Below are 19,934 nucleotides of genomic sequence, written 5' to 3'. Positions count from 1 at the left end.
GGACGACAGACTGAGAGAACTTGCGCGAACGCGAGGGATGAGGTTGCAACGTGCTTGAGTCATGCGTTCCCCCCCCTCATGCCGGCCGGTTGATCGTCGCGCGCAGGCGCGGATCGACGATGGTGTAGAGGATGTCCACGATCAGGTTGATGGTGACGAAGATCAGCGACACCACCAGGAGATAGGCCGCCATGATCGGGATATCGACATTCTGCACGGCCTGCACGAATAGCAGCCCCATACCCGGCCACTGGAACACGGTCTCGGTAATGATGGCGAAGGCGATGACCGAGCCGAATTGCAACCCGGCGACGGTGATGACCGGCACCAGCGTGTTCTTCAGCGCATGGCCGAAATGGATCGCCCGCGTGGTCAGGCCGCGGGCGCGGGCGAAGCGGATATAGTCGGTGCGCAGCACTTCCAGCATCTCGGCGCGGACGAGACGCATGATCAGCGTCATCTGGAACAGGCCGAGCGTGACCGATGGCATGATGAGCGCCTTCAGGCCGGAGATCGTCAGCAGGCCGGTGGTCCACCAGCCGAATTTCACGACGTCGCCGCGCCCGAAGGACGGCAGCCAGCCGAGGGTCACCGCGAACAGATAGATCAGCAGAATGCCGATCAGGAAGGTCGGCAGCGAGATGCCGATCAGCGACACCGCCTGCAGCACCTTGGCGAAGAACGAATCCTTCCGCAGCGCCGAATAGATCCCCATCAGGATGCCGAACACCATGGCGATCACCGTCGCGCAGGTGGCGAGCTCCAGCGTCGCCGGCATGCGCTCCTTCAGCAGCGCCGAGACCGGCTGACGAAACTGGTAGGAGACGCCGAACTTGAACTGCACGGCATTGATGAAGTAGCGCGCGAATTGCACCGGGACGGGGTCGTCGAGACCAAGCGACGCGCGCACCTCGGCGCGCTGCGCCGGCGTGGTGTCGATGGCCACCATCTGGTTCACCGGATCGCCGGCAAAGCGGAACATGGTGAAGGCGATGATGCCGACGGCGATCATCACACCAATGGACTGCAATGCGCGGCGCAGGATGAAAGCGAGCATGGGCTATTTCGCTTTCTGTTATTGAAACATCTGGGACCTCATGGTGAGGAGGCGCTTCTTCAGCGCCGTCTCGAACCATGAGATAATGCAGGCCACCATCCTTCGAGACGCGGCGAAGGCGCCGCTCCTCAGGATGAGGACTGAGATCGGGGCGACCTGGCCTTCCACGCGGATGCCAAACCTATTCCGACTTCACCGCCCAGTATGGCAGCACCTGGTTGTCGGGGCGCTGCACGATCTTCACCTTCTTGGAGACGCCCCAGGCCAGCGCCTGCTGATGCAGCGGGATATAGGCCCAGTCCTTGGCGGCAATCTCATAGGCCTGTTTGATGAGCTGGTCGCGCTTCGCAGTGTCGGTCTCCTGCAGCACCTGATCGGTGAGGGCGTCGAACTGCTTGTTGCAATAGCCGCCGAGATTGGTGGCGCCGCGCGGGCTCGCGGGATCGTCGCGGCAGCCCATGATGTCATGCATCACATTGTGCGAATCCTGCGTGCCCGGTGTCCAGCCGAGCAGATAGAATGAGGTATTGAAGCCGCCGGTCTTGAACACCTTGGCAAAATACAGCGCCTTCGGCTGCGCGTTCAGGATCACCTTCACCCCGATGCGCGCGAGCATGCCGACCACCGCCTGGCAGATCGCGGCGTCGTTGACATAGCGATCGTTCGGGCAATCCATGCCGACTTCGAAGCCGTCGGGATAGCCGGCATCGGCCAGCAGTTTCTTGGCGCCGTCGGCGTCGTATTTCGGCCGCGTGAAGTCGCCGGAGAGCTTGAACAGCGGCGGCGCGATCATCAAAGCGGACGGTGTCGACAGGCCGCGCATGACGCGGCTCTTGATCAGTTCGATGTCGATGGCCTTGTAGAAGGCCTCGCGGACGCGAATGTCCTTGAACGGGTTCTTGCCCTTGATATTCGAGAAAAGAAGCTCGTCGCGAATCTGGTCCATGCCGAGGAAGATGGTGCGCAGCTCCGGCCCGGCCATCACGGCGGCATTGGCTGATCCATTGACGCGCGCGATGTCCTGCACCGGTACCGGCTCGATGATGTCGACTTCGCCGGACAGCAGCGCCGCGACGCGGGTGGCATCGGAGGCGATCGGCGTGAAGATGATCTCCTTGAGATTATGCTCGGGCTTGCCCCACCAGTTCGGATTGACCTTGAAGACGGTCTTCACGCCCGGCTGATGGCTTTCGATGGTGAAGGGGCCCGTGCCATTCGCATTCAACGACGCGAAGCTTGGCGAGGTCGCCGCGGCAGGCGTCGGCGCGTTGGCATTGTTCGCCTCCGCCCATTTCTTGTCCATGATGTACCAGACGTCCCATTGCGACGTCAGGATGGGATTGGGCTTGGTCAGCACGAAATCGACGGTGTAGTCGTCGATCTTGAGCACCTTGGCATCGGCCGGAATGACCGTCGTGAAGTCGGAGCCCTTGGCGCGGACGCGGTCGGCGGAGAACACGACATCATCTGCGGTGAAGGGGTCGCCATTGTGGAATTTGACACCCTTGCGCAGATGGAAGCGCCAGCGCGTCGGCTCCGGTGTTTCCCAGCTCTCGGCAAGCGCCGGGATGATCTGCAGATCCTTGCCGCGTCCGACGAGGCCTTCATAGACCTGGCCGTGATGGGCGATCGTCGTGGTCTCGCGCAGCGTATAGGGATCGAGCGATTTCAGGTCGCCCTGATTGGCATAGCGCAGCGTTTGTGCGGAGGCGGGCAGTACGGAGGCAGAAACTGTGGCAAAGGCGATCAGCGATGCAGCGGCGGCAATGAACGTCTGACGGATCGACATACTGAGCTTCTCCATTGCATTGCCGCAATTGCATCACCACGCGGCCGCCCGACAGTTGAGCGAGTGTCACATTGTTGGCGGAGATTGCACGCTGCGCAAGCAGCATTTGTCAGCTATGCGCTGCACAATGAAGTGGCTGGCGCAATCCTTGCTAGGGTCGGGTATAAGCAATTCCACGCATTGCGTGCGTGCATCATTCGGTCACGACACTGCGCTAACAGGACCGCCAGAACGGCAAGATTTCGGAGCAGGAATGGCGGAACTCAAGGCTGATGTGCTTGTGCTCGGCGCAGGTATGGTCGGTGTGTCGGCGGCGCTGCATCTGCAGGCGCGCGGCCGCAACGTGGTGCTGGTCGACCGGCATGAGAAGGCCGGCGAGGAAACCAGCTATGGCAATGCCGGGCTGATCCAGTGCTGTTCGATTTTTCCCTATATGCTGCCGCGCGACCTCACCAAGCTGTTTAAATATGCGCTGAACCGCGCGCCGGAGGTGCACTATCATCTCAACGCGCTGCCCGGCATGCTGCCATGGATCGTCAGATATTTCCTGAACTCGTCGCCTGAGGGCGCACTCCGCAGTGCGATGGCGGCGCTGCCGCTGATCCAGCGCAGCCTGATCGAGCACGAGGCCCTGATCGCGGAGGCCGGCGTGCCGGAGTTGCTGCGCCGGATGGGTTGGATCAACGCGTTTCGCTCCGAGGCTACGCTGGCGAAAGGCATCGCGGATCTCGAACGCCATCGCGCTTATGGCGTGCCGGGCGACGTTCTGGACGCCGCCGCCATTGCGGAGCAGGAGCCGAACCTGTCCACCGATTTTGCCGGTGCCATTCACTGGACGTCGCCGGGGTTCGTGCCAGATCCTGGCGGCCTCGCAAAAGCCTATGCCGCGCTGTTCATCCGCAAGGGCGGCCGTTTCATCGCTGCCGATGCGCGTACGCTGGAGCAAAGCGACGGCAAATGGCGCGTGGCCGGGCCGAACGGGGCGCTGGTCGCGCGCGATGTCGTGGTCGCGCTCGGGCCATGGTCGGATCAGGTGTTTCGGCCGCTCGGCTACAACATCCCGCTCAAGAGCAAGCGCGGTTATCACATCCATCTGGCGCCATCCGGCAATGCGGTGCTGCGCCATCCGGTTCTCGATGCCGATCGCGGCTATCTGCTGGCGCCGATGAATCGCGGCATCCGGCTGACCACCGGCGCCGAATTCGCGCTCCGCGATGCGCCGCCGACGCCGGCGCAGATCGAGCGGGCGCTGCCGATCGCACGGCAGACCTTCCCGCTCGGCAATCCCGTCGAGGCGAAGCCTTGGATGGGCGCGCGGCCCTGCCTGCCGGACATGCTGCCGGTGATCGGCAAGGCGCCGCGCCACAAGGGCCTGTGGTTCGATTTCGGCCACCAGCATCATGGCTTCACGCTGGGGCCGGTGACCGGCCGTCTGATTGCGGACATGGTGACGGGCGTCACGCCGTTCACCGATCCCAAGGCCTTCGCGGCTGAGCGTTTCGGCTGACATCTCGCAACTGCAATGTAGATGTCACATCGCTTGCATCGGGCAGGCGTCAGCGGCGATACTGCCGCTGCGTCGCCATGTTCGCGTGAGCGGCCGGTTTGCCTCAGGAGCTGATAATGAAAGTGATCGTCACCGTGGACTGCACGCCGCTCGAGGCGCGCGAATTCCTGGGGCTGCCTGATGTGCAGCCGATGCAGTCGGCGATGATGGATCAGATGCAGAAAAAGATGATGGACAACATCGACAAGTTCTCGCCGGAGTCGATCATGCAGAGCTGGTTCTCGTTCGATCCGAAGATGGGCGAGCGCTTCCAGGAGATGTTCGCCAATATGGCCGGCCTCGGCGCTGCACGGCCGAAGGACAAGAAGTAGGCGCGGCGCTTAGCCCGCGCGGCGTGCGTTGGCCTGCAGCGGCTGCTGCAGTTTCGCCCCATGCGCATGCCGCGAGATGGCGTCGATCACCAGGGACCACATCGAGATCGGCAGAGCGTGGCCCATCCGGTCGACCATCATCAGCTTGGCGCCGGGAATCGACGCCGCCGTGTCGCGGCCGGCGGCCGGATGCACCAGAGGATCGATCTTGCCGTGGATCACCAGCGTCGGCGCGGTGACCGTGGCGAGACGCTCTTTACGGCTGCCCGAAGCGAGGATGGCGCGGAGTTGCCGGCCGACGCCGGCCGGGCTCAGGCCGCGCGCATAGGTCCGCTCGGCGCGGTCGAGATCCCTGGCTTCGTCGTCGGGGAAACTGCCGACGCGCAGGAACAGCCAGGTCTGCTTGAAGCGTTCGAGGAACGCCTCATAGCCGGTCGGCTGCGGCTTCAGCAGCAACAGTGACACCGCGCGGCTCGGCTGCGGCAGGCGCGGATTGCCCGTGGTCGACATGATCGAGGTCAGCGAGCGCAGGCGCTCCGGATAGGTGATCGCCATTTCCTGCGCGATCATGCCGCCCATGGAGGCGCCAACCACATGCGCGGAGCGAATGCGCAGCACGTCGAGCAGGGCCACCACATCGGTCGCCATGTCGCTCAGCTTGTAGGGGGCGGAGACGGGCGTACCGAGAAAACGCAGCTTGGCCAGTTCGTACAGAGTGAACGGCTTGCCGCCGGCCATCTTGGAGGACAGGCCGATGTCGCGGTTGTCGAAGCGGATCACGCGAAAGCCATTGCTGGCCAATTCGCGGCAGAAGTCATCGTCCCAGTGAATCATCTGGGCGCCGAGGCCCATGATCATCACCATCGGTTCCGCATCCGAGTATCCGAAGATGTCGTAACAGATATCGATCCCGTTCGCGCGCGCCAGCTGTGGCGGCTCGTACGGGACATCAATCGGTTCGGGGGATCGGGCGGAACGTGGGCTCATGTCAAACATATGACACGGAAAGTCCCTGCGAAAAAGTGACAACCGCGTCATGCGCCAAACAAATCGTCGCAGCGATTAATGAGAGATTGCGCATATGGCAATTGTGACAGTGCGCGCGGGCTTTTGTGACAGCGATTGTGACAATGGAACTGGTATCAGCCTCTCGCTAGCTCCCGGCCCAGACGTCGAGCACGTAGCGATTACGTGTGCCGAGGTCGTCGATCCAGGTCAGCGCTGCAGCGTCATCGCCGCCGCTGCGCTCGCGCTGGATCGCCATCAGCGCTGCTTTCACATCCGGCTCCATCTTGCCGCCGTCGCCGCAGACATAAGTAATGGCGCCCTGCTCAATCAGATCCCAGACGCGGTCCTTCTGCTGGGTGATGAGGTGTTGCACGTAGGTTTTCGGTGCATCGCCGCGCGAGAAGGCGGTGTGTAGTTCACAGATACCATCGGCGGCGAAGCCCTTCAGCTCCTCGGCATAGAGAAAGTCTTGATCGGGATGGCGGCAGCCGAAGAACAGCAGCGCGGGACCGAGCACGGCGCCTTGCGCCTTGCGTGCGGCGCGTTCCTGCAGGAAGCCGCGGAACGGCGCGAGACCCGTGCCCGGTCCGATCATGAGGAGCGGCACGAGGGGATCGTCGGGCAGGCGGAAGCCGGCCTTGGTCTCGCGTACGATCGCATGCACGGTATCGCCGGCGCGGCGGCCGCTGAGATAGTTAGAGCAGACGCCCTTATAGATGCCGCGGCCGGAATGCGCGGGGCCCTGAACGACGGCTGTGGTGACGCTGCAGCGTGACGTCTCGCCTTGCGGCGACGACGAGATCGAATAATAGCGCGGCGCCAGCAGCGACAGCATTTCCAGATAGGTGTGGAACGGCAATTCGCAGGCCGGATGTTCTTCGAGGAGATCGAACACCGATTTGCGTTTGGCAAGGATGTCACTGCGATAGCGCTCGCTTGCGGCGGGATCGTCGCCGACATAACCGAGCAGTTTCGGCTTGGTCATCGGGCAGCGGGTGTTCTCCGCCATGATCTGGATCTGCTTGCGGGTGGCGACCTGTTGCAGCTCGACGAACTCAGTCAGCAATCGGCCGACAGAGACCACGTCGCCGACCGGCAGTTGCGCGCGACGGCCCGTCGCGACCTGCAGCCGGATCTGGTCGTCCGGCAGGAAGCCGAAACGGCGCGCGACGGCGTCGACCAAAGCGGGATCGTTGCGGGGCACCACGCTGAGGTGGTCGCCGACCCGGTAGCTCGTTCCCGCGGGCAATTCGATCTCGATATGACGTGTCGAGCGATCCGACGCGCCGTTCTGTAATTCCCTGTTGCCCAGCACCTTCATCGGGACCACGCCGCCGAGGGCGACGACGGTGTTCACCGCGCTCGGCGCGACAGGTTCGATCTGATAGAGCGGTGCATCGTCGGCGCTGCGCTCGAACCCGGTGTCGAGGCCGAATTCCTTCACCGCGAGCGGACGCAGTTTCGCAAACCAGTTCTCGAACTGGCCGTCGAGATCGTCGCGCGCATCGCCTTCACCGCGCACATAGGCGTTGGTCGCACCATGTTCGCGCAGCTTGTCGTCGATGTAACGCGGGATCGACTGATAGGTGGCGAGCCAGTCGCTGTTGCCGCAGCCGAACACGGCGTAGCGCACCTTGGCAAAGGCGTCCTTCGGCAGGTCAGTACCGAGCCAGTTGACGAATTGCGTCGCATTGTCCGGCGCCGCGCCGTTGTAGGACGCGCAGAAGATCAGCACGCCGCCCTCGGTCGGCAGCTTGCCGACAAAGTCATCCAGCGGCGCGAGTTTGGTGGCGAAGCCATTGACTTCGGCGAGATCGGCGACGCGCGTCGCCAGTTCCTCGGCGGTGCCGAGATTGGAGCCATAGAGCACCAGCAGCGGCGTGTTGTGGCTGGGCCGCGCGCGACCGGTGGCGACAGGCGCGAGCGGCGCGGCCGCAGCGGCTGCGCTCGTGCGTCCGGCATAGGCGCCGCGCTCATGATCGTGGCGCGGGCGCACCTTGATCTTGAAACCGTCGGGTTTGATGGTCAGCGTTTCCTTCAGCACCATCTGGTAGCGTTTGTGGTCGGTAATCTTGAAGCGCTGCAGGATCATGCCGAGCGCCAGCGCGGCTTCGTGCATGGCGAAGCCGCGGCCGATACAGGCGCGCTGGCCATTGCCGAACGGTTTCCAGGCGTTGATCGGCCGTGCGGCTTCGGCTTCCTTCGAAAAATTCTCGGGATCGAAGGCATCCGGATTCGGTCCCCACACCGAGGGATCGCGATGCAGCGCCAGCACCAGGATGGTGACGAAGGTGCCCTTGCGGAGCTTGTATTTGCCGCCGCCGATGGTCTCGTCCTGCACCGGCGCGATGCCATAGGCCGGTGCCGGCGGCCACAGCCGCAGCGACTCCTTGAGGATCTGCGTGATGTAATGCAGCTGCGTGACCTGCTGATAGGTCGGCTTGGCGTTCACATCGGGGCCGAACACGCGGTCGACTTCCTCATAGGCCTTCTTCAGCACCTCCGGATGTTTCAGCATCGCGTAGATCGCGCATGACAGCAGACCCGATGTGGTCTCGTGGCCGGCGATCAGGAAGGTGTTGATCTGGTAGCGGATATTGACGTCGTCGAGTTGTTCTCCGGTGGCGCGGTCGACGCCCGTCATCATCGCCGCCAGCATGTCCTTCTTGCCGTCCGCCGCCTCGGCGGCCTTGCGGCGCTCGGCGATGATCTCGTCGACCATGGAATTCATGAAGGCGACGTCGCCGGCGAGATCGCGGCGGCGCTTCTGCATCCACAGACTTTCCAGCGGCAGGCCGCGGGTCATCATGATGGTCTCGAGCGAGCGCACCAGCGATTCCACGAACGGGTGATAGTCGCTTCGGTAGAACGAGTTGAAGCGATAGTCGAAACCGCACAGGCCGATGGTGTCCAGCGTCAGCGCCGTCATGTCATGGACGACGTCGATTTCCTCGTCGGTGTTGAGGCGTTCCCACTTCTTCACCAGTTGCTCGGCGATATCCACCATGCTCGGGTGATAGGATTGCATCGCGCGGTTGCCGAAGGGCTGCAGCAGGATGTTGTGGGCCTTGGTCCAGTTCGGCTCCTTGGTATCCGCCGTGAACAGTCCGTCGCCGCCGACGGCACGCACTCGGCGCAGCGCGCCGCGCACAGCCTTGTCGAAGCGCTTCTCGTCGCTGAGCTCGTCCACGAGATCGTGGCCGCCGACGATCACGATGGGCGATCCCATCATGTCCAGCCAGAAGATCGGCCCGAGCTCCTTGGCCAGCCGCGCCAGATCCTGCACCGGCGCATTGGCGTCCAGCGACAGCATATTGCCCACCACCGGCTTCTTGGGCGGATGCGGGATCGGGGCGAGTTTGTTGGTGGAGGACATTCTCAAGCGTTTCCTGTTGCGTAGGATGGGTAGAGCGTCTTCGCGAAACCCATCAAAATCCTGCACCCGGCCGTGATGGGTTTCGCAAGAGCTCTACCCATCCTACGGATCATCCAAACCGTCTTCGCCGCCAGTCGATCAACACCTGGCTGACTTCGTCGGGCTTTTCCTGCTGGGTCCAGTGGCCGCTGTCCTTCACCAGATATTTCTCCAGGTCGGGAATGATGTTTTCCATGCCATCCGCGGATGAGGGCGGCAGCACCGCGTCGTTCTCCGCCATGATCATCAGCGACGGCACGCGCACGGTGTGATCGAGCCCTTCGGCGCGGGCCCAGTTGGCGCTCATGTTGCGATACCAGTTGATGCCGCCGGTAAAGCCGGATTCCTTGAAGGCGTCGACGAAGATTTTCTTTTCCTCGTCGGAGAGAATCTTCTGACGCGGGTCCTTCGCGGGATCGTAAGCAGCGACCATCTGCGGAAATGCCAGATTGGTCTTCGACGACGCGCCGATGCCGCCGACCGGCGCTTCGCCAACGTTGGCGTGCTTGCGTGGCATCGGCTTGCGCATGAAGAAGTCGAACGCCTTGTCGACATTCTCGCCGAAGATGCGATCCGGCTCGCGCGCGGGATCCTGGAACTGGACGATATACATCGTCTCGCCGAAGCGCTTCTTGTAGATCTGCAACGGATCGACCGGCGCGCGGTCGGTATGCGGCGTATTCACGCCGACCACACCGGCGACACGGTCGCGATGCCGCAGCGGCATCTGCCAGACGATGAAGCCGCCCCAGTCGTGGCCGACGAAGATCGCCTTGTCGATCTTGAGATGATCGAGCAATGCGACGAGATCGCCGGTGAGATGTTCGATGCTGTAGTCCTCGACCGCGTTGGGCCGCGACGTCGCGCCATAACCGCGCTGGTCGGGCGCGATGACGCGGATGCCGGCGGCAGCCAGTGCCTTGATCTGATGCCGCCAGGAGAACGCCATCTCCGGCCAGCCATGGCACAGCACCACAGGCGGCGTGTCGCTCATGGGGCCGGCGTCGTAATATCCCATGCGAATGCCATTCAGCTTGGCGAACTGCAACGGGGGCATTTCAATCATGGTTATTCCCTAGCTGGCAGTCTTGAGAACGTCAGGCGGCGCAAACGCCGCCTGCAGCAGCGCGAATTCGTCCGGCATCATGTCGGCGAGCACCTGCACATGCGGGATGATGTTGGCGCCGGCAATGAAGCCGAAATCGAGCTGGTCGCGATAACTCTGCACGGTGATGTTCAGCGCCAGCCCATGGGTGGCGATGGAGACCGGGAAGATGTGTAAGAGCTCGGCGCCGGCCGCATAGAGTGTCTGCCGCGGCCCGGGCACGTTGGACACTGTGATGTTCGCCGCCGGCGGCAACACGTCGGAGAGGTTGGTGCGGCTGTAAAGCAGCGCCAGGATCTGCACCATGATCGGTGCGCCCAGCATGGAGATGTTGGAGACCTGCGGCATCAATGCGCGTAGCGGATGCGACATCTCCTTGGACTTGGTCGATTGCGCGATGATCGCTTCCAGCCGCTCCTTAGGGTCCTCGATATTGCTGGCGATCGAGCAGATCATGCCGAACACCTGATTGTTGGAATCGGTGTTGCCTTCCTCGCGCAGCGAGATCGGCACTGCGGCAGTCAGGGACTTGGCGGGCAGGGCGCCTTTTTCCTTGAGGTAGCGCCGGACAACGCCTGATGAGAGCGCCAGCACCACGTCATTGAGTTTGCCGCCCGCCTGCTTGGCTACGGCCTTGGCCGCCGACAGCGGCACCGACACGCCGGCAAAGCTGCGCTCCGAGGAGATGGTTTTGTTGAGCAGCGTCGGCGGCGACAGCATACTGTTGAGACTGTCGCGCGATTTCGGATCGGCAATCTTCGCCATCACGTCGGACGCGCTCTTCACCATAGTCGGGATCGAGCCGGCGAATTTCACCGCACTCTCGATCTGGAACATGGCGTTGTCGAATAGGATCGAGCCGATATCGCTCTTTCCGGAGCGCGGTAGTTCGATGCCTTTTCCGGAATTCTCCAGCGGCTGACGCCAGAGCTGCTGGTAGGAGTCGATGAAGCTCGCTGCGATATCGCGCGGCTCCTGACGCTGCTTCGCGCGCACTTCCGGCTTTTCGATCTCGCGCGGGACCGGCGTCACGTCATAGATCATGCTGGTGAGGGCCGCGCCGGCGCCGCCATCGATGCAGGCATGGTGCATCTTCGAATACAGGCCGATCTCGTTGTCCTTCATGCCCTCGAAAACATAGAACTCCCACAACGGCCGGGCGCGGTTCAGCAGCTTGGCATGCATCCAGCCGACGATGCGCTCCAGCGTGGGACGGTCATGGGGCGCGGGCAGGCTGCCGCGGAAGATGTGACGATCGATGTCGAACTGGTCGTCCTCGACCCAGGAGGGATGGTCGATATCCAGCGGGGCCTTTTCCAGCCGGGCCTTGAGGATCGGCGCCACATGGAGGCGCGAGGCGATCATCGCCTTGAAGTCCTCGAAGAAGTCGCCCTTGTAATCCTCGGGCAGGCGAAAGATCGCCATGCTGCCGACATGCATCGGCATCTCCGGCGTTTCCAGATACAGAAACGACGCGTCCATTGAGGACAGCTTCCTGCTGGCTTCCGCCATGATACGTCCCTCCCTCGCATGGTCACCGACGCCTTTGCGGCGCTCTATCGATGAGTGTGCCTGTGCGCGGGGCGAATATGCAATGGCAAAGGCGAGGCGGGAGACCGGCCAGGCCCACGACTTAAGGCTGGGGTCGTCGAGGCGTTGGGAGGTCGGTTTGCCGACTTAAAGGGCAGGTGCCATTTGCCTTGCCCAGTTGGATATCCGAAGAATCCGCGGCTCGAAATGCTAAATTATAAAGCTAAATCAACACGTCGGTTACTCTCCTGTTTCAGATCTCTGGCGGTAGCCCGTTAATGCATCAGGCGCCGCCTGATTACCGGGCATATCACGGGTTTGTGATGTTGCGATGCACCATCGATGTTGCAGTGCATTATTTACTATGTCATAGAAGTTGCACCCCGGGCCCACAACGGCGGGACGGGGTGAGCCGAGCCTGAGTGCAAGCATGAGCTTTGCAGAGGCGGCCCAACCCGAGGATGGAGACGAACATGACGATCGAAACCGAAACCAATTCCGTGCTGAACAACGTCAAGCAGGCTTTCGCGCCCGTCACCGAGGCGTTCACCAAGCTGCAGAACATGGAAGTGCCCGAAGCGACCCGTGACTTCGTCAAGCGCGCTGCCGGCACTGCCAAGGACAAGGCCGCCGACTTCCAGGCCAATTCCGAGAAGGTGACCTCCGCCATCGAAACCGCTGTGTCGAACTCGGTCTCTGAGGCGACCAAGATCAGCCGCAACGTTCAGGACGCGTTCTATGCCGACGTCCAGTCGTTCTTCGCTGGCATCGACAAGCTCGCTTCGGCGAAATCGCTGACCGAAGCCTTCCAGGTGCAGACCGATCTCGTGCGTGCCCATGGCGAAGTTTTGAGCTCGCGCGCCAAGGCGTCGACCGAATATCTCGGCAAGCTCGTGTCGGAAGGCGCCAAGAGCGCGCAGGACAACTTCTCGAAGGCGACGTCGTTCGCCAAGACCGCCTGATCCACACGCGATCAAGCGACATGAATTCGAAAGGCCCGCGCAAGCGGGCCTTTTTTTCGTCGTTCCGCCAGAGCAGGCCGTGCGTCCCGGCATCGGAAGCACGCTCACTTGATTGTCACGGTGATCTTGTTCGAGACGATGGGCGGGTTGAAGGGATAATGAGCGCCGTCTCCCAGCACGAGCTGGAGCGTATGTTTGCCGGGGGGCAATTCTATGCGTGCTTCGGTCTGGCCGGCTCCGAAATGGAGATGCGACTTGTCCTGCGGGATCGGCTCCTTGGGATCGAGCGGGTCATTCACATCGATCAGCAAATGATGATGGCCGCTGTTCTGGAAATTATCGCCTGCATGAGTGACGCCCATGTTGCGTAAACCGAAACGACACCAGAACCCGCCCTTGATCACCGCTTTGTCCTGCGGCCACACGAAATAGAGGACCGCATCCTTCGGTGCGGACTTTCCTTGCGCATGGACTGCAAGGGGCGCCGTTGACAGCATGGCGGACAACACGATGAGCTCGGTGATCCTCATGACGCAGCCTTTCCTTCGGGGGCGGTCTCAGGACGAAATGGCAATCCGGAAGCCGTGGGTCGGATATCGCACATTGGTGTCGTAGCCATCGCGGCTTGCGGGTCGGACGTAACGCGCATCGTTTTTCCAGGAGCCCGATCGAATGACGTGCGAGACGCAGTCGTTCTCGACCCATGGCGCGCCGTTCTGCGGGGCACCCTGATAGTTCTTGTGCCAGCAATCCTCTGTCCATTGATTGACGCCGCCACCCATATCGTAGAGCCCGAACGGATTTGGCTTCAGACTGCCGAGCTTGAGCGGCTGTTCGGCGGCGGCGTCCGTGCAGTTCTTGCAATTGGCCATGCCGGGCTGGAGCTGATCGCCCCACCAGTATTTCGTTTGCGTGCCGCCACGCGCGGCATACTCCCATTCAGCTTCGCTCGGGAGCCGGAAGGCTTTTTGCGTTTCCTTCGCGAGCCATGCGACAAACTGCTTGGCATCGGTCCAGCTCACATCCGTGACCGGAATGTCGTCCCGCCCTGTCACCAGAAACGCGCATGCATTCGCAGCAGCGCACGCGTTCCATTCCCGAACCGAGACCGGATACTTGCTGATCGCGAAAGGCTTGATCGTGACCTGGTGTATCGGCTTTTCCGATATGTCGTCATTGCCGCCCATGGCGAAGGTCCCGCCAGGGAGCGGGACCATGACGGGCTCTATGACCGGCTTTGGTGGTGCTGGCGGCGGGGGCGGGGCAGGCGTTACCACCGGAGCAGGTTCAGGCCGGGCTTGCTTGGCGACGGGCGCGGGCGCTGATCGGGTGCCTGCATTTCCTGTCTCTTGCGGAGGCGCCGCGGGAGCTGACGCCTGATTGCCGATTTCACCGCGCGGGTAAGCCCTCATGTACCAGACGCCGGCGCCTGCGAGAGCCAGCAGGATGGCGCAAAACGAAACGATCAGAACATGTTCACGCCGTTTCCGCGCCTTGTTGAATGCCGCGGGATCAGGAAGCACCCGGTAAACGCGCACCGGATCGGTAATGTTCTTGATCTTGCGGTCTCCAAGCGACTCGTAGCCGCAGACGAGCTTGTGCTTGATCTGCTCGTAGATGCCACCCGAGATGTACACTTGGCCGGGGTCGGCGATCCCCTCGAGGCGCGCAGCGATATTGACGCCATCGCCGAAGACATCATTGGGCTCGATGATCACGTCTCCCAGATTGACGCCAATGCGATATTCGATCCAGGAGCTCTTTGGCAGCGCGGCGTTGCGTCCGATCATGCTTTGCTGGATGACGATGCCGCATCGAACGGCTTCGACTGGACTGTCGAATATCGCAATGAACCCATCGCCAGTCCTTTTGACGAGTTTGCCGTCGTGCTCGGTAATGCTCGGCTCGATGAGGTCACGCTCGATGCGCTTGACGCGCGCATGCGTTTCTTCCTCGTCGAGTTCCATGAGGCGGCTATAACCGCAGATGTCCCCCACAACGATCGCCGCAAGGCGACGCGGCGATCCAGCGCGCGGGGTGGCGGGGTCCTTGCCCCTGCCTGAACTGATGTCACGAATCTCGCCGCGCATGACCTTGCGCCTCTACAACTGACACACGAGGTTCATTAGCCGTTCGGCCGACCGTCATGACGCTACGCTCAACGTCCCTGTCAGACAATTAGCTGAAAACGCAAATTGGCTGATCCCGGAGGAGCCGCGCGGTAGCGAGATGACGAAGTTCCTCGCATTCGCTGTATCGATATACCCGGCGCCGACAGATAAGGCGGTAGCTACACAGGTTCTCAGTTCACCTGCCGCTCTTTCCCCACCCAATAGGGATCGCGCAACTGCCGTCGCAGGATCTTGCCCGATGCATTGCGTGGTAATGCTGCGATGAAGTCGATGGTCTTCGGCGCCTTGAATCCCGCGATGCGCTCGCGCGTGAACTTCATCAGGTCGGTTGCGCCGAGCTCCTTGCCGGGCTTCAGCACCACCACGGCCTTCACCGCTTCGCCCCATGTATCGTCGGGAATACCGATGACGGCGACTTCGGCGACATCCGGATGATCGCAGATCGCGCTCTCCACTTCGGCGGGATAGATGTTCTCGCCGCCGGAGATGATCATGTCCTTGATACGGTCGTGGATGTAGAGGAAGCCGTCTTTGTCGAGATAACCGGCGTCGCCGGTGCGCAGCCAGTTGTCGCGGCCGAGCGTGCGCGCGGTGGCGTCCGGCAGATTCCAGTAGCCGACCATGTTGGACGCCGAGCGCGTCGCGATCTCGCCGACCTCGCCCACATCAAGCGGCTTGCCGTCGACATCGAGAATGGCGATCTCGATCCCCGGCAGCGCTTTGCCGGCGGAGCGCATGCAGTCGCGGCCCTCGACGTGATCTTCCGGGGCGAGCACCACGATGGTACCGGTGGTCTCGGTCATCCCGTACATCTGCACGAAGCCGCAGCCGAATACGCTGATGCATTCCTTGAGCAGGGCGGCAGGGATCGGCGATGCGCCATACATGATGTAGCGCAACTTGCTGAAATCCATCTCCCGCGCACGCGGCTGCCGCACGATGAACTGCATCGCCGCCGGTACCAGGAACAGTTTGCTGATGCCGTAATCCCGGAAGAAATCGAGCACCTTGTTCGGGTCGAACTCCCGCGCGACCACGCTCTTGGCGCCGTGATAGAGGCCGAACACCGCCCAGCCGACGCCGCCGATATGAAATACCGGCATCGCCACCAGCGAGACGTCGTCGGCGGTCCAGACGTTCCAGTCGGGGTTCTCGTCGGTGCCGCCGATGCGCAGCAGTGAGAGGAAATTCTGATGCGACAGCATGGCGCCTTTTGGTTTTCCTGTGGTGCCCGACGTGTAGAGCTGGATCGCGACATCGTCCTTGGTCATTGTGAGGTTAGGATCGCGCTCGCTCTGCGCGTCACGCCAGGCCGTAAAGTCTTGCCACTCGGTTGCGCCGCCTTCCATGGTCATGACGATGCGCACGCCCGGCATTTGTGGCCTGAGGCTGCGTACGAGATCGACGAATTCCGGTCCGACGAACAGCACCTGTGCCTTCGCGTCATCAACGATGAAGGCGATCTCCGGTCCGGCGAGCCGCCAGTTCACCGGCGCCGTCACCACCTTGGCCTTCACGGCGCCGATCAGCAGTTCGATGAAGAGGTCGCTGTTCTTGCCGAGATAGGCGATGCGCTCATTGGGCTTGACGCCGAGCGCGATCAGCCCGTTGGCGACGCGGTTGGCATTGCGATCGAGTGATCTGTAGCTGGTCTCGCGGCCCTCGAACACCAGCGCAATTGAATCGCCGCGCGTTTGTGCTTGCACGCGAATGACATCGGCCAGCGTGGCCGCTTCCGCAACGGACATGTGTCTCCCTCCCTCCGATTATTTTTAGTTGCGGCGAGTGTGAGGGTGTCCGGGAGGGCTGACAAGATGGGAAAGGTGCTGCGGTGCGGTGAGACATGCGCGGACTTCACTCACCCGACGTTGCGCGTCCTACGCTGTTTTGCAAAATAGCGCGCGGGCGGCTCGCCAAACGCCCGTCGAAACATCGCGATGAAGTTGCTGGACGTGGCATAGCCGAGCGCTTCGGCGACATCCGCGACGGGTTCATTGGCGGCCAGCCGTTCCAACGCCAGCGTGAGACGCGCCTGCTGCCGCCACTGCGTGAAGCCCATGCCGGTCTCCGTCATGAAGATGCGACGTGCCGTTCGTTCCGACAGGCCAGCCCATTCGCCAAGCTCATGCAGCGTGCGCGCGTCATGCGGCCGCCGGATCAGCGCATTGGCGATACGCAAGGCGCGGATATCCGTCGGCATCGGCAGATGCAGCGGCTCCTGCGGCGCACCGCGGATTTCGTCGAGCAGCACGGCCACGACGCGCGTCTGCGCCGGCGTGAGCCGATCCGCATTCGTCCAACCCGCAGCGCGCCTGACGAGCGCGCGCAGCAGATCGCTGACACCCATGACGCAGGGCTGCGACGGCAATGTCCGGCTCGCGGCCGGCGTCAGGAGCACGCCCCATCCGCTCAGTACACCGCTCAGGGTCACCTTGTGATGGAGCCCGGGCGGCAGCCAGCCGATGCGCTGCGGCGGCAGTAGCCACGAGCCCTGTTTCGTGTGCAGGCGGATCAATCCGCTTTCGATACAGAACAACTGGCCGCGGCGGTGATGATGCCAGTCGAGTTCGCGGGTGCCGAGCCGAAATGCATCACCGGGCTCATCGCTGCCCCAGATAGCGATTGCGGATGGTCCGTCGAGGCGCTCGGTGAGCGAGGTCATGACACCATGCCTTTTCAGAACCGCTCCAGCCTGGCCGGTTCTCATTATTTTGCGTCCGAATGTCGTTAACGGGTTTGAGCGACCGGGTCTATCTCCGCATGCAGATCAACGAACAGTCAGGAGACGACGATGAGCCTCGATAGCGGTGCCTTTCTCATTCACGATGTTGCGGCCTTCCCGATCGTGTGGGTCCGGCATGATGAGCTTCAGCCAGGAAGTGCGGCGCAGTGGGAGGTCGAGATGGACGATCTCATCGGCCGCAAGCAGCCTTTCGTCATGATCATGGCCAGTCATCATCATGATGAGGCGCATGAAGATCGCAAAGCGAGGGGGCTTTGGCTCAAGCGCAACAAAGCGACGCTCGCGCTGCTTTGCCGTGCCATCATTGCCGTCGAGCCGAATGCCGTCACACGCGTTCTCGTGGAGGCCCAGTCGGCACTTGCGACGAAGGCGTTCGGCATCAGTTCCGCGGTGGTCGCATCCGAAGACGAGGCCATGAGGGTTGCGCGCGAGCGGTTGCAGGTTGCGCGTTGATCAAAAAACAAAGCGAGGCCTCCCGCATGGGAGAGCCTCGCTGCCGGTCGAATTATTTTGCGGCCCTTACCCCCGCTGCGCCTTGTCCTTTTCGTTCTGCGCTTTGATGCTGTCGCGTGCCTGGATCCATTCGGCATCGGACCAGTCGCGCAGCTGATAGAAGTTGCCACCCATGGCGAGCGCTTGTGCGCCGTCCATGGCGATGGTCTCGCCACTGATCCAGTCGCAGCCGCCGGAGATCAGAAACACCGCAAGGTTCTGCAGTTCTTCCATCTTGCCGACGCGGCCCATCGGGTTCTGCGCGCGGGTGCGTGCACCGGCCACGTCGCCGGGCTTGATGCGCTTGCTCATGCCTTCAGTGGGGATTTCGCCGGGCGCGATGGTGTTGAGGCGGATGCCGTAGCGGCCCCATTCGGTCGCCAGCGACATGGTCATGGCATGGATCGCCGATTTGCTCATGGCGGAGGGCACCACATAGGGGCTGCCATTGCGTACCCAGGTCACGGTGATCGAGACCACGTTGCCCGGCACCTTGTCGGCGATCCAGCGCCGGCCGACTGCATGGGTCATGTAGAATGTGCCGTGCATCACCGTGTTGGCGACCGCGTCGAAGCCGCGCGCCGACAGGTCCTGCGTCCGCGAGATGAAATTTCCGGCGGCGTTGTTGATCAGGTCGGTGAGGGGGCCATCGGCCCAGATGCCTTCGATCATCGCATCGACCGCCGCGGCGTCGCGGATGTCGACGCCGTGGCTGGAGACCTTGCCGCCAAATTCCGCCATCAGCTCGGTTGCGGTCTCGTCGCATACAGCCTTGCGGCGACCGCAGATATGCACTTCGGCGCCGAGTTCGAGGAATTTCGCCGCCATCGATTTGCCGAGACCGGTGCCACCGCCGGTGACGAGGATTTTTCGGCCTGCGAGGAGCTGCTGATTGAACATGGGAGGGTCCTGCTTTAAGAGGATGCGGACGGGTTAATTAGTTGATTGACTAAACCCGATACCGCTTGCGTGTAAAGCGGGAAGAAAAACAAGTCTAGGAAGGAAACCACCCATGGAAGACCGCATCTCTGTGTCCATGACGGATGGCGTTGCCGATGTTCGGCTGGTCCGCGCGGACAAGATGAATGCGCTGGATGCGGCGATGTTTGCGGCATTGGTCGATACCGCCGAGCGCCTGAGCCGGGAGAAGGGGCTGCGCGCGGTCGTGCTGTCCGGCGAGGGCCGGGCGTTCTGCGCCGGCCTCGACATGGGACGATTCGCCGCGATGAACGACAATGGCGGCGACGGTATCGGCGGCGCGCAGAAGCGCGACCTCGCGCTGCGCACCCACGGTCTTTGCAATCATTCCCAGCAGGCGGTGTGGGGCTGGCGCCAATTGCCGGTGCCGGTGATTGCCGCTGTGCATGGCGTCGCCTTTGGCGGCGGCTTCCAAGTCGCGCTCGGCGCCGACATGCGCTTTCTCGCGCCGGACACGCGCATGTCGGTGATGGAAATCAAATGGGGCCTGGTGCCTGACATGGCCGGCACGCCGATCCTCGCCAGCCTCGTGCGCGACGATATCCTGCGCGACCTCACTTACACCGGCCGCATCTTCTCGGCACAGGAAGCGCTGAGCTACGGCCTCGCCACGCGCATCTGCGACGATCCGCGCGCCGCAGCGCTCGAGACGGCGCGCGAGATCGCCGGCAAGAGCCCGGATGCGATCCGCGCCGCCAAGCGCATGCTCAACAATCTGACGGTCGATCCCGGCCCGGCGCTGCTCGCCGAATCCGTCGAGCAGATGAAGCTGATGGGTGGACCGAACCAGACCGAAGCCGTGCGCGCGAATATCGAGAAGCGTGCGCCGAAATTTGTGGATTAGC

The 19,934-nt window shown here is 62.5% G+C and carries 16 protein-coding genes; 5 read left to right on the top strand and 11 right to left on the bottom strand.

Going from position 1 to position 19,934, the window contains the following annotated elements:
• Nucleotides 1–76 precede the first annotated feature (76 nt).
• On the bottom strand, nt 77–1,057 hold the full coding sequence (locus AB8A50_RS12135; RefSeq protein WP_149531197.1) for an ABC transporter permease: 981 nt from the start codon (nt 1,055–1,057) through the stop codon (nt 77–79).
• Between the two features lie 181 nt (nt 1,058–1,238).
• Nucleotides 1,239–2,846, bottom strand: coding sequence for an ABC transporter substrate-binding protein (locus AB8A50_RS12130; protein ID WP_175366523.1), 1,608 nt, complete (start codon nt 2,844–2,846; stop codon nt 1,239–1,241).
• 253 nt (nt 2,847–3,099) lie between these two features.
• Here AB8A50_RS12130 and AB8A50_RS12125 point away from each other — a divergent pair, with 253 nt between their 5' ends.
• Both AB8A50_RS12125 and AB8A50_RS12120 read left to right on the top strand, forming a co-directional pair.
• The gene (locus AB8A50_RS12125) at nt 3,100–4,353 is read left to right on the top strand and encodes an NAD(P)/FAD-dependent oxidoreductase (RefSeq protein WP_439077802.1); all 1,254 of its coding nucleotides are present in this window, start codon (nt 3,100–3,102) and stop codon (nt 4,351–4,353) included.
• A gap of 116 nt (nt 4,354–4,469) precedes the next feature.
• Nucleotides 4,470–4,724 carry a DUF6489 family protein gene (locus tag AB8A50_RS12120; RefSeq protein ID WP_089265127.1) on the top strand — a complete coding sequence of 85 codons (255 nt, stop codon included), beginning with the start codon at nt 4,470–4,472 and terminating at the stop codon, nt 4,722–4,724.
• Between the two features lie 9 nt (nt 4,725–4,733).
• On the opposite strand, the gene AB8A50_RS12115 is transcribed toward AB8A50_RS12120, so the two are convergent.
• The 4 genes from AB8A50_RS12115 to AB8A50_RS12100 all read right to left on the bottom strand — a co-directional run bounded on the left by AB8A50_RS12115 (nt 4,734) and on the right by AB8A50_RS12100 (nt 11,764).
• Entirely contained in the window at nt 4,734–5,711 is a 978-nt protein-coding gene (locus AB8A50_RS12115) for an alpha/beta hydrolase (protein ID WP_439077801.1), read from the bottom strand.
• Nucleotides 5,712–5,877: 166 nt separating this feature from the next.
• Nucleotides 5,878–9,108, bottom strand: coding sequence for a bifunctional cytochrome P450/NADPH--P450 reductase (locus AB8A50_RS12110; protein WP_439077800.1), 3,231 nt, complete (start codon nt 9,106–9,108; stop codon nt 5,878–5,880).
• Nucleotides 9,109–9,217: 109 nt separating this feature from the next.
• Nucleotides 9,218–10,213, bottom strand: a complete 996-nt coding sequence (locus AB8A50_RS12105; protein WP_439077799.1) for an alpha/beta fold hydrolase — start codon at nt 10,211–10,213, stop codon at nt 9,218–9,220.
• Nucleotides 10,214–10,222: 9 nt separating this feature from the next.
• Nucleotides 10,223–11,764 (bottom strand): WS/DGAT/MGAT family O-acyltransferase, encoded by a 1,542-nt coding sequence (locus AB8A50_RS12100; RefSeq protein WP_439077798.1) that lies wholly within the window; start codon nt 11,762–11,764, stop codon nt 10,223–10,225.
• Between the two features lie 491 nt (nt 11,765–12,255).
• Between AB8A50_RS12100 and AB8A50_RS12095 the strand changes: the two genes are divergently transcribed.
• On the top strand, nt 12,256–12,744 hold the full coding sequence (locus tag AB8A50_RS12095; protein ID WP_244527903.1) for a phasin family protein: 489 nt from the start codon (nt 12,256–12,258) through the stop codon (nt 12,742–12,744).
• Between the two features lie 104 nt (nt 12,745–12,848).
• Here the strand turns inward: AB8A50_RS12095 and AB8A50_RS12090 are convergent, their stop codons facing one another.
• From AB8A50_RS12090 to AB8A50_RS12075, 4 genes are all read right to left on the bottom strand, one after another.
• Nucleotides 12,849–13,241 (bottom strand): DUF4399 domain-containing protein, encoded by a 393-nt coding sequence (locus AB8A50_RS12090; RefSeq protein WP_439079968.1) that lies wholly within the window; start codon nt 13,239–13,241, stop codon nt 12,849–12,851.
• A 60-nt stretch (nt 13,242–13,301) separates the two neighbouring features.
• Nucleotides 13,302–14,834 carry an SUMF1/EgtB/PvdO family nonheme iron enzyme gene (locus AB8A50_RS12085; RefSeq protein ID WP_439077797.1) on the bottom strand — a complete coding sequence of 511 codons (1,533 nt, stop codon included), beginning with the start codon at nt 14,832–14,834 and terminating at the stop codon, nt 13,302–13,304.
• Between the two features lie 212 nt (nt 14,835–15,046).
• On the bottom strand, nt 15,047–16,624 hold the full coding sequence (locus AB8A50_RS12080) for a fatty acid--CoA ligase (RefSeq protein WP_439077796.1): 1,578 nt from the start codon (nt 16,622–16,624) through the stop codon (nt 15,047–15,049).
• Nucleotides 16,625–16,734: 110 nt separating this feature from the next.
• The gene (locus tag AB8A50_RS12075; RefSeq protein WP_089265119.1) at nt 16,735–17,538 is read right to left on the bottom strand and encodes an AraC family transcriptional regulator; all 804 of its coding nucleotides are present in this window, start codon (nt 17,536–17,538) and stop codon (nt 16,735–16,737) included.
• Nucleotides 17,539–17,667: 129 nt separating this feature from the next.
• On the opposite strand from AB8A50_RS12075, the gene AB8A50_RS12070 reads away from it, so the two are divergent.
• Nucleotides 17,668–18,072 carry a hypothetical protein gene (locus AB8A50_RS12070; protein ID WP_089265118.1) on the top strand — a complete coding sequence of 135 codons (405 nt, stop codon included), beginning with the start codon at nt 17,668–17,670 and terminating at the stop codon, nt 18,070–18,072.
• Nucleotides 18,073–18,138: 66 nt separating this feature from the next.
• Here the strand turns inward: AB8A50_RS12070 and AB8A50_RS12065 are convergent, their stop codons facing one another.
• Nucleotides 18,139–19,011: an SDR family oxidoreductase gene (locus AB8A50_RS12065; protein WP_439077795.1), complete on the bottom strand. Its 873-nt coding sequence runs from the start codon at nt 19,009–19,011 to the stop codon at nt 18,139–18,141.
• Nucleotides 19,012–19,123: 112 nt separating this feature from the next.
• On the opposite strand from AB8A50_RS12065, the gene AB8A50_RS12060 reads away from it, so the two are divergent.
• Nucleotides 19,124–19,933 carry a crotonase/enoyl-CoA hydratase family protein gene (locus AB8A50_RS12060; protein ID WP_439077794.1) on the top strand — a complete coding sequence of 270 codons (810 nt, stop codon included), beginning with the start codon at nt 19,124–19,126 and terminating at the stop codon, nt 19,931–19,933.
• Nucleotide 19,934 lies beyond the last annotated feature (1 nt).

The sequence above is a fragment of the Tardiphaga sp. 841_E9_N1_2 genome (genome assembly GCF_051811065.1).
Lineage (GTDB): Bacteria > Pseudomonadota > Alphaproteobacteria > Rhizobiales > Xanthobacteraceae > Tardiphaga > Tardiphaga robiniae.
Note: the sequence above shows the minus strand (reverse complement) of the source record. Positions and strands in the feature narration are given on the sequence as shown.